General features: G+C 64.1%; 8 protein-coding genes. 1 reads left to right on the top strand and 7 read right to left on the bottom strand.

The features are described 5' to 3' along the window. The 7 genes from AC6A67_RS00930 to AC6A67_RS00900 form a co-directional block, all read right to left on the bottom strand. Positions 1-191: hypothetical protein (locus AC6A67_RS00930; protein WP_498034643.1), on the bottom strand; the 191-nt coding region annotated here is incomplete at its 3' end. A gap of 206 nt (positions 192-397) precedes the next feature. After that, complete coding sequence (locus tag AC6A67_RS00925) at positions 398-1,330, bottom strand: NAD-dependent epimerase/dehydratase family protein (RefSeq protein ID WP_498034642.1); 933 nt, start codon at positions 1,328-1,330, stop codon at positions 398-400. An 84-nt stretch (positions 1,331-1,414) separates the two neighbouring features. Continuing rightward, complete coding sequence (locus AC6A67_RS00920; protein WP_498034641.1) at positions 1,415-2,647, bottom strand: AGE family epimerase/isomerase; 1,233 nt, start codon at positions 2,645-2,647, stop codon at positions 1,415-1,417. A gap of 46 nt (positions 2,648-2,693) precedes the next feature. Further along, entirely contained in the window at positions 2,694-3,977 is a 1,284-nt protein-coding gene (locus tag AC6A67_RS00915; RefSeq protein ID WP_498034640.1) for an HAD-IIIA family hydrolase, read from the bottom strand. Between the two features lie 603 nt (positions 3,978-4,580). Further along, complete coding sequence (locus AC6A67_RS00910; protein WP_498034639.1) at positions 4,581-6,179, bottom strand: class I adenylate-forming enzyme family protein; 1,599 nt, start codon at positions 6,177-6,179, stop codon at positions 4,581-4,583. A 404-nt stretch (positions 6,180-6,583) separates the two neighbouring features. Beyond that, positions 6,584-8,140 (bottom strand): acyl-CoA synthetase, encoded by a 1,557-nt coding sequence (locus AC6A67_RS00905; protein WP_498034638.1) that lies wholly within the window; start codon positions 8,138-8,140, stop codon positions 6,584-6,586. Positions 8,141-8,227: 87 nt separating this feature from the next. After that, a complete protein-coding gene (locus AC6A67_RS00900) occupies positions 8,228-8,875 on the bottom strand; it encodes a TetR/AcrR family transcriptional regulator (protein ID WP_498034637.1) in 648 nt (215 codons plus the stop codon). A gap of 411 nt (positions 8,876-9,286) precedes the next feature. Here AC6A67_RS00900 and AC6A67_RS00895 point away from each other — a divergent pair. Further along, on the top strand, positions 9,287-10,077 hold a 791-nt coding region (locus AC6A67_RS00895), incomplete at its 3' end, for a thiolase family protein (RefSeq protein ID WP_498034636.1).

Raw genomic sequence — 10,077 nt, 5'->3', positions numbered from 1 at the left:
CTAGTGCACAGCCAAATGATACGACCGCCATGGTCGCAGGTGGTATAGCCAGCGCGGCTGTTATTGGGGGAGCAATTGCCCTGGCGAACAAGGATGGCGGCGGCAGGGATGTCGTCAGACCGGTCAGCCCCTGAAGTTGAAAACGCCTGCAGATTTTTATGGCAGGCCAGTTTCTTCTTTGCGTCGACCACTCACCATGGCTCCCAGCACATGGAGACAATGGTTAACGACGCAGGAATAGCCCACGATATTTGAGTGAACGCCCTTGTCACGTGAGGAAGTGACGACGTTTTCTCTCCGGTCTGTTGATCCTCAAGCGCCTGGCCATGCGGCTTTGGTCAAAGGCAGAACGCCGCCATCCGCCAGCCCGTCGTCAGGCTGGCGGATAATCAGGTCATCAGATATTGGCGTAACGTGAATTGCGGATCATGCGGTAACCACGGATCAGCTCAGCGATACCGGCGTCAAGGCTCCAGTCGGGGCTCCAGCCGGTGCGCTCCAGCTTTTCATTGGAGACGATGTAGTCTCGCTTGTCCGGATCTTCGCCGATTGGCGCCTCCAGATAGACAAAACCGGGCGCCTGCTCGCGAATGCGCTCACACAGTTCCAGCTTCGAAAGGTTAGCTGTCGAGAGGCCAAGATTATATGCGCCGCCGCGCATGGCGCCGAAATTGGCCATGGCGTGTTCGAAGCCTTTCACCACGTCGCGAATATGGATGTAGTTGCGCTTGAAGTGGCCTTCAAAGATCACCACAGCCTTGTCAGTGACGGCCCGCCAGGTGAAGTCGTTGACCAGCAGGTCAATGCGCATGCGGGGCGACATGCCGAATACGGTGGCGAGGCGCAACGACACGCCCTGGCTGATGTCCAGCACCGCTTCTTCGGCCTGAACCTTGGTGACCCCATAGAGTGAGATCGGATTGAGCGGCGTTTCCTCGGTGCAGAAGACCCCTGGCTGGCCAATGCCATAGCCAGAGTTTGTGGTGGGATAGATCACCATTTGGTCGCGAGAGGCGCGCCTTGCTAGCGCAACCACCGCGTCGCGATTGAGCGTTTCAGCCGCGATTGGGTCTTCCTTGCACAGCGGCGCGCCAACCAGCGCCGCCAGCGGTATGATCGCATCGGCCTTCGGCGCCAGCTCATCAAGCAGGCGCGTGTCACGCGCATCGCCGCGCACCGGCTCAAAGCTCGCATATTTGCAGCAGGGCGCGAGCTCCGTCGTGCCGCGCGCGAAATTGTCGAGCACCGTCACTTCATGGCCTTTTTCCAGCAAGGTCGGCACGAGCACGGAGCCGATATAGCCGGCCCCACCTGTCACCAGAACTTTCATGATTACACCTGTCTCTGCAATTGCCCAGCATCAAAACAGTCACTACTTGAGCTTCGATCTGCCGATACCTTCGGAATATGTTGATCAGACTGGCGCGCCTGGCGGATCGGCAGGCATCCCTGGCGGCACAATCGACGCTATTTGCGCCCCAGGCGCCGGGAATGCGCCAAACCGTTGCTCGACGGCGGGAAGAACCCGCTGCATTTCGCTGAACGCGATCATCAGATGGTACAAGGACGAGGCTGGCGCATGATCAGACAGGCTGGCGCCCGCAGCGTCTATCCTGTCGATCCAAAGGCCGTGCGGCGCAGGCTCGAGAAACTGCGTCAACAGCGCGTGGCTCGCCATGTCAAATATGGGGCGCGGATCTTCGTCAAACAGTTCAAACATCGCGACCGCCGCCTGAATCCGTTCCGTGTTCGGCCAGATACGTGAACCGGCGTCCAGCAACTGCCCGTCATCACGCACCTCGTTGACGGCCAGTCCGCTATCCGGGTCGACGCCCCAGCGCTCCGCTGAGTGAACAAGGCGCTGAATATGGCCGCGCATGTCGCGCCCCGTCAGGCATTGGTAATTTGCGAGGATCCACGCCCATTCGAACTGGTGGCCGGGCTCACTCACCCTGCCCCGCTCGCCTGGCAGGGGCCGCCAGTCCTGCGCGAAATACTCACCAAGAGCGCCAGATTTCGGCGCGACAAAATACGCCGCGAACAGATCGACCAACTCGTGCGCCAGCGCCTCAAAGCGGGGATCGCCGGTCGCTTCGAGATTAATCAATGCAGCCTCAAGCAGGTGCATGTGTGGGTTTTGCAGGCGTGGGCCATTGGCCGGCCGTTCATTGACGAAGCCTCGCCCGGAGGCGCAGCGCATATGGCCGAGGATGAATTCTAGCGTGCGCAGCGCCCAGTCGCGGGCTTCGGTCTCGCCAGATGCCTTAAAGCGCCAGCCGAAAGCGAACAGGATGAAGGACAGGTCGTAAAGGTCAGGCGTGGAATCGCCCACTGCGCCATCGGGATGTAACTGCCGCGCCCATCCCCCGCGCTGGCCCAGCCATGCGTGGCGCGTCAGGAAGCGATAGCCCTGCTCGGCCGCTTCCTCGGCGCCGGGCGTTCCCAGCATGGCGGCATGCGAAAATACATAGATCTGGCGGCCGATCACCCGCGTGCGCTTGAACCCGCAGTTGCGCGGGGCGCCGTCAAAGCCCATCTGCTCCACATAGCCGCCGCCCTCGTGGTCGACGCCGCGCTCGAGCCACAACGGCAATGCGGCGGCGTGCAGCCAGCGGATGACCGCCTTGGCGGGACTATCCGTGCGCACGGCTCCCTGTTTCCGGTGGATCTGATTATTGCTGTCGTGGCCCATGTCAGCCCGCCTCCATGGCCAGAGGCACGGCGCCAGTGGGCGAAGGCCCTTTTGCCATCGTCAAATCGGCGCCAATGGCGCCAAACTGAGCCAGGCAGGCGCGAACGGTGGCCAGCAGGTCGTCGCCGTCGAACAGCACGCCAGGGACGCCGGCACGCTGCGCCGCCTCTACATCGCTGGGCTGGTCACCGATCAGGAACGACCCAGTAGGGCGGACATGCCAGTCGGCCATGGCCCGCAGGATCATGCCAGGATTGGGTTTGCGGTCGGGATGGTCCGGATGGGCGAACCGGGGAACCGCAGCGTCAGGGTGGAACGGGCAATGGTAAAAGGCGTCGATATGCGCCCCGGTTTCCGCCAACTCAGCCTGCATATGAGCATGGAAGGCCCGCATCTGCGTCTCGGTGTAATAACCGCGGGCAACGCCTGCCTGATTGGTGACGACAATGACGAGATAACCAGCGGCGTTCAGCGCCTTCACCGCAGCCTTCGCACCCTTGCGCCAGATCAGACGTTCAGGCTGGTGGGTGTAACCGGCGTCGACATTGAGCACGCCATCGCGATCGAGGAACGCGGCGGGCCTGGCATACAAAGCGGCGAGCTCACGTCGGCCCTGGGCAAGCGTCTCAGGCAGACCGATATCGAGAAAATAGCTGTCATAGACGCGACCGCGCGCCAGACGCCGCGCCGCCAGCGCCGGAAACACGTCCTGCTCGAGCGAGCATTGGGCGGCGACATGACCGCAGATATCCCGGCCAAGCAGATAGACCCCGCCATTGATCAGGCCAGGACCAGAGCGACACGCATCCTTCTCATGAAAATGCGTGACCAGATCACCATCAAGCGCCACCGAGCCGAAGCGCCCGCTGTCCGCAACCTCGCGCAAGGCGATACGCGCCACAGCATTGGCCGGGCCTGGCGACACGAACGAACGTAGATCGATATCGAAAATGGAATCGCCATTGGCGAGGACGAACCATGGCTGCAGCAATGGCGCGACCTGGCGCAGCGCGCCCCCCGTTCCGGCCGGAGCAGGCTCACGAACGACGCGGATCGTGGCGTCGCCTACCGTCTTGCCGTGATAGAGCGCCTCGACGATGCCGCCATGGTGGCCAGACAGCAGAATGATATCGGTAAAACCCTGTCGCGCCGCCCTGCCGATCAGAATATCGATGAAACGGACACCGGGCGCGACCTCAAGCAATGGCTTTGGCGTCACTGCTGCCAGTGCGCCAAGACGGCTTCCCTTGCCGCCCACAAGAAAGAGGGCCTGCCTGACAGGCATAAGCACACCTCCAATACTTGCGCTGCGGCAGTTATGCCTGCATACGCGCTGCTGTTCGGCCCAACTTCGGTTTGCTGTGTCCACGCAGCAACTCGCCCAATAGACGTAACGCGCCTGCGTCTTTCGATGGCGGCCAGCGCCTTCCGAGCGCGGGGATCACGCAAGTTGCGCCTGAGGCTCATGCAAAGACGCGCCGGCGCCGCCTCGCGCGTGGAGCGCAAGGTGGCGTGAAAGGCCGATTGGCATTGGGTGCGAGGATGCGATCGCGTGATGCCGGAACCCGATGAGCATGGCTCGTCGGGCTCCGCTTAAGCCCGTGTGGCGCCTGGGCATTTCAGGATGCGGATGGGTCAGCACCTCCGCATCCTGGTATGGGACGGTCACGCGTCGCGCGACCGTTCACCGATGAACCGATGGGCGCCGCGCAATGAGGACGCGTGCATAGCCGTCGCAAGCGGGCCGCAATTGATGGGGCGCTGACCTGCCCTGCGCCACCCATCGCAACGTGTGATGCGGCCTGCAATCGGAGGCTGATAGGGGCCCCAATAGCAATGGGGCGGGCCAAAGGCGCCGCCCCACAACGCAATTAATCAAGTGCCGCCGTCAGGCGGATGCAGTGAAGCGGTCGACGAGGAGGAATTTCTGCACCTTGCCGGTCGGCGTGCGGGGCAGCGGTTCGTCCTGCCAGAAAATGGTCCGGGGGATTTTGAACCCTGCGAGGCGTTCGCGGCACCATTGGGTCAGCTGTTCGTCCTCAACGGCGCCACTGGCGCCGGGCACCAGCAGCACCGCCACTTTCTCACCCCAGAAATCATCTGGCAGCGCGAACACCGCCGCGTCCGCCACATGCGGATGGGCCAGCAGGATTTCCTCGACTTCCGCGGCGTGGACATTCTGGCCGCCGGTGACGATCATGTCCTTCTTGCGCCCACTGATGGTCAGGAAGCCCTCGGCGTCGATGACGCCGATGTCGCCGGTGTGCACCCAGCCGTTGCGGAAAGTCTCCGCCGTCTTTTCGGCGTTGCCGAAATAGCCGGTGACGGCGTTGGGCGAGCGGCCGATGATCTCGCCATGGCTGCCGGCGGGTAGCGGATTGCCGGCGTCGTCGACGATGCGGATGTCGCAGAACACCATCGCCCGGCCTTGCGACGCAGGGTTGCGTTTGCGGTCGTCCGGCGTGCTGACCACCAGCACGCCTGTCTCCTGCATGCCGTAATATTCGTAGAGGTCGGGGCAAAGATGCTGCTGCGTCTGTTCGCGCACCGGCTGGGGCAGGCTGGCGCCGGCGAACACGATGCCACGCAAGGAGGTTGGCGGCGCGGCGCCCGCTTCGACCGCCTGGATCAGCATCGCCGCCATGGTCGGCACCAGATTGAGGATGGTGACGCCCTCGGCTCGCATCAGCTCCAGCACCCGCTCCGGCGCGAAATTGCACAGGACATTGGGTACGCCAAACAACATGGCGCCCAGTATCCATGCCAGTCCCACCCGGCCAAAGGCAGGAAACACTGTCATCGCCACGTCCTGGCGCGACATGTCGAAGGCCATGAACATCGGCCCAACGGTGCTGTTATTATATTGCGTCAGAACATAGGATTTCGGCAGCCCGGTCGTGCCCGAGGTGAGGTTGAAATAATACGGGTCTTCCTCACGAATATCCCGCTCCAGCGCGGTCGCGGCCGCCGCGCTGGTCAGCGCCTCATAGTCCTGCTCGCCATGCGAAGCGCCTGGGCCAATGCGGATCACGTCCCGGACCCGCGCGGCCGTGGGCGCGGCCAGCGCCGCGAAGCGGTCCTCATAGATCAGCGCGGTGGCGCCCATCGACTGGGCGAGGCTGTCGATTTCCGGCGCCGCCAGCCGGTAATTCAGCGGTATGCCAATAATTCCGGTGCGGGCCAAAGCGAAGTAAATGTCGACGATCTCGGCGCGATTACTGACGAGAAACGCCAGCACGTCGCCCTTGCGCAGCCCGAGCCCCTCCAACGCATGGCCGAGCCGGTTGGCGCGTTCATCCAACTGGCGGAAGGTGAAGCGGCGGCCAGTATCGGCGCACACGATCGCGGTGGCGTCGGGAAAGCGGGTGGCGGCCGTCGCCAGATAGGAGCCGACCAGCATGCTGCCGAGGCCGCGCTTCACCGGCATGCCGGCCTGTTGGGGCGCGGTTGCGGGCGGTTGATGCTGTTCCAGATGATCTGCTGACATGTGACGTTTCCCCAATCGCTGCGGCCCGTCAGTTGCGATCGATGCCGACGCTACGGCTGGCCTCTGCTAGCCGTGCGGCGAAGCCTGTGCCTGCGCGGCGCTGGCCGTGGTGTTGCCTGGTGGCGTTGCGTCGTGGCGTCGGGCGGAGCCGCTGGTTGTTATGACTGTGGCTTATACCAGGATGCGAAGATGCTGACGCATCCGCATCCTGGATTGCTCAGGCGCCGCACGGGCTTGACCAAAGTGCGATGAGTCGTGCTCACCGCACTTTGGCATTATGCTGCGCCCGGGCCTCCCGGACGCAGGTCGTTGGCGGTCGCCGTGCGCGGGCAGCTGGCCATTGGCGACGCGCCAGCCTTACCCCCTCGGCGCGTGCGCCTGTTCGCCGTCAGGCGCGCCTCACCTCACGCGACGCTGCGATCGCGCTTGTCCCAGAACGGCTTGCGCAGTTCCGTTTTCAGGATTTTCCCCGCCCCGGACATCGGCATCGGTTCGGTACGGATGGCGACGCTGCGCGGGCATTTGTAGCCAGCGATCCGCTCCTTGCAGAAGGCGATGATGTCGTCTGGCGTCGCCTCCATGCCAGCCTTCAGGATCACCTCGGCATGCACGGTCTCGCCCCAGCGCTCGTCCGGAATGCCGATGACGGCGCATTGCGCCACGGCGGGATGTTGCGCCACGGTGTTTTCGACCTCGGTCGAGTAAACATTCTCGCCGCCGGTGATGATCATGTCCTTGATGCGGTCGACGATATAGATGAAGCCGTCCTCATCCATGCGGCCGCCGTCGCCGGTATGCATCCAGCCGTCGACCACCGCCTTGGCTGTCTCTTCGGGACGGTTCCAGTAGCCCATCATGACATTGGCGCCGCGGGCGATGACTTCGCCTACCTGCCCCACTGGCACATCCTCGCCGTTTTCGTCGACAATGCGCACCTCGACGCCAAAAGTGGCGCGACCGGCGGAGCGATGGCGGCCGATGCGGCGCGCCTCGCCGACATGGTTCTCCTCCTGCGAAATGGTGGCGATCGGCGACAGTTCGGTCATGCCATAGGCCTGGACGAACCCGACATGCGGCAGCTTCGCCGCCACGCGATCCAGCACCGCCTCGCTCATTGGCGAGGCGCCATACAGGATGCGCCGTAGCCCAGGCAACGTGGCGTTGGCCATGGCGGGGCTGTCGACCAGCATCTGGATCATGGTGGGCACCAGCAACATCTCATTGACGCCATGGCGTGTCACCGCGTCGATGACGCCCTCAGGGGTGAAGCCCGGGATGATGACATTCGTGCCGCCGGAGATCAGCAGCGAATACATGGCGGCGCCATTGGCGAGGTGGAACATTGGCGCTGCGTGCAGATACACCGTCGATGAGCCAAACAGCCCTTCAGCCAGCGCGTTGAAGGCGTTGGCCACGAGATTGCCATGGCTAAGCATCACCCCCTTGGAGCGCCCCGTGGTGCCGCCGGTGTAGAAGATGCCAGCGAGGTCATCGGCGCCGCACATGGCGTCAGGCACGGGGGCCGCAGAGGCGATCAGCTGTTCCAGGCTGATCATGCCCTCGGGCGCTGCATCCTGCCCGATCCAGAGCAGGCGGCCGATATTGTTCTGCGCCGCCAGTCCGCGGCCCATGGCGGCGAAGGCCGCATCGACACAGAGCACAGACGCGCTGCAATCCTCCAGCGCCGCCGCGTTCTCGGCCACGCTCCAGCGGGTGTTGAGCGGCACGATGACAACACCGGCCCACGCGGTGGCGAGATACAGTTCGAGATAGGCGCCGCTGTTCAGCGCCAGCACGGCGAGCCGGTCGCCGCGCGCCAGCCCGAGCGTGGCGAAGGCGCCGGCGAGGCGCGCGACCCGCTCGCCCACCTCGGCCCAGTTTCGCCGGATGTCGCCGTCGATAATGGCGACGCCGTTGCGATTGACCTGCTGCGCCCGGCGCAGCCCCAGGGTGATGTTCATGCTCCGGTTTCCCCCTATTGCGCCCCGGCCTCTTTTTTGGACCTCGTGGCGCGCATCCCTGGCCGCTCAGGGCTTCATCTCAGCCCGTCATGGCGGCGGTTGCTCCGGGCGGAGACCGCCCGGAATATTGCTGAGCCTGTCAGCGTAAGCAGCGCAGACCTCCTGCGCCGACAGCGGGCCACCGGGCTGATACCAATGGCCCATCCAGTTGATCGCTCCGGCGATCATAAAGGTGGTCAGACGCACGTCGCAGGGCGCGATGGAGCCGTCGGCTATGCCCATCTGGATGAAATCGCGAAAGCCCTGGTCGATGGCGCGCTTGTTGCTGCGCGCCTGCACCCGCGCCTCCGCTGACAGCACCCGGTCATCGACGGTGACAAGGCAGCGGCCGAAGTCCTGCATTAAAACTTCGCAATAACCATAGATCAACGCGCGCAGCCGCGCGCGGCCGTCACCGTCACCCTGACGAATGCGCTGCAACCGCTCCATCGCCATCTCCTGACCAAGGCGGTAGCACTCGACGAGGATCTCCTCCTTGCTGCGAAAATAGGTGTAGAGCGCCGGCTTGGTGATGTTGAGCCGCTCCGCCACCTCGTTCAGCGAGGTGCGGTCGTATCCCTGCTCCAGAAACAGCTGCACCGCGACCCGCAGCACCGCCTCGCGCTTGACCTCACGGTCGCGGCGACGGTCCTCGAATGGCTTCCACGGCGAGGCTGCGGCCTCGCCCTCATCCACTATGTCTGATCCTGACGACGTGTTGAACGACATAAACCAACCTGATCACGCTTACTGATTGTCTGGCGCCGTCGGCGATGCGCGCCGTTAACGCCAGCGGCCTGCACCCGCCGCTCTCTGGAGCCCCAGGAGCGAGCCCCCTGGCGTCAGCTGTCTGCCTTTCGAGGCAAACCCCGCCCCCGCCAGCTGAGCGCCGGATAACCGCGAAACGAAAGCTCCACGACGCCCCGCAGCACAGACTGGGCCGCCGGTCGCGCCGCACAAGCCCCTTCGCCAATCCAGGTTCCATCTGACATCAAACCGCTTGACGACGCCCGGAGCCTGTACCAATCTGCCAATAACTGACCGTTCGGTAAGACGAAGACTGGCTGATCGGTTTTTGAAAGTAAAGAACAAATATGGAGACGCCCGATGTCCCAGAGCGTGTATGTGGCGGGGGTTGGCATGATCCCGTTCGCCAAGCCAGGCGCGAGCGCGCCTTATCATGAGATGGGCGCGGAAGCGGCGCGGCTGGCGCTGGCGGATGCGGGCGTGGCCTATGACCAGGTCGAGCAGGCCTATGTCGGCTATGTCTATGGCGACAGCACCTGCGGCCAGCGCGCCGTCTATGACGTGGGCATGACCGGCATCCCGGTGATCAACGTCAACAACAATTGCTCCACCGGCTCCACCGCGCTGTTCCTCGCCCGCCAGGCCATCGCCAGCGGCGCCGCCGATTGCGTCATCGCCGTGGGTTTCGAGCAGATGAAGCCAGGCGCGCTCGGCTCGGTGTTCGATGACCGCCCCAATCCGATGGAGCTGTTTGAGGGCCTCGCCGACAATCTGGTCGACGCGAAGGGCGTGCCCTCCGCCCTGCGGCTGTTCGGCGGCGCGGGCCTCAGCCACATGAACAAGCACGGCACGCCGCTGTCCGCCTTCGCGCAGATCCGCGCCAAGGCCAGCCGGCACGCGGCGAAGAACCCGCTGGCGATCTTCCGCAAGGAGGTAACGACCGATGATGTGCTCAACGATCTGCCGATCTGGCCGGGGGTGATGACCCGCCTGATGGCCTGCCCGCCCACCTGCGGCGGCGCGGCGGCCATTCTGGTGTCGGAAGCCTTCGCCCGTCGCCACGGCCTCAACACCGACGTGCGCATCCGCGCCCAGGCCATGACCACCGACACCGCCTCGACCTTTGAGGCCAAGGACATGATGCAGCTGGT

It is taken from the genome of Camelimonas sp. FR25 (assembly GCF_059740505.1).
The sequence above is the reverse complement of the archived record's forward strand: the minus strand, read 5'-3'. Positions and strand labels throughout refer to the sequence as shown.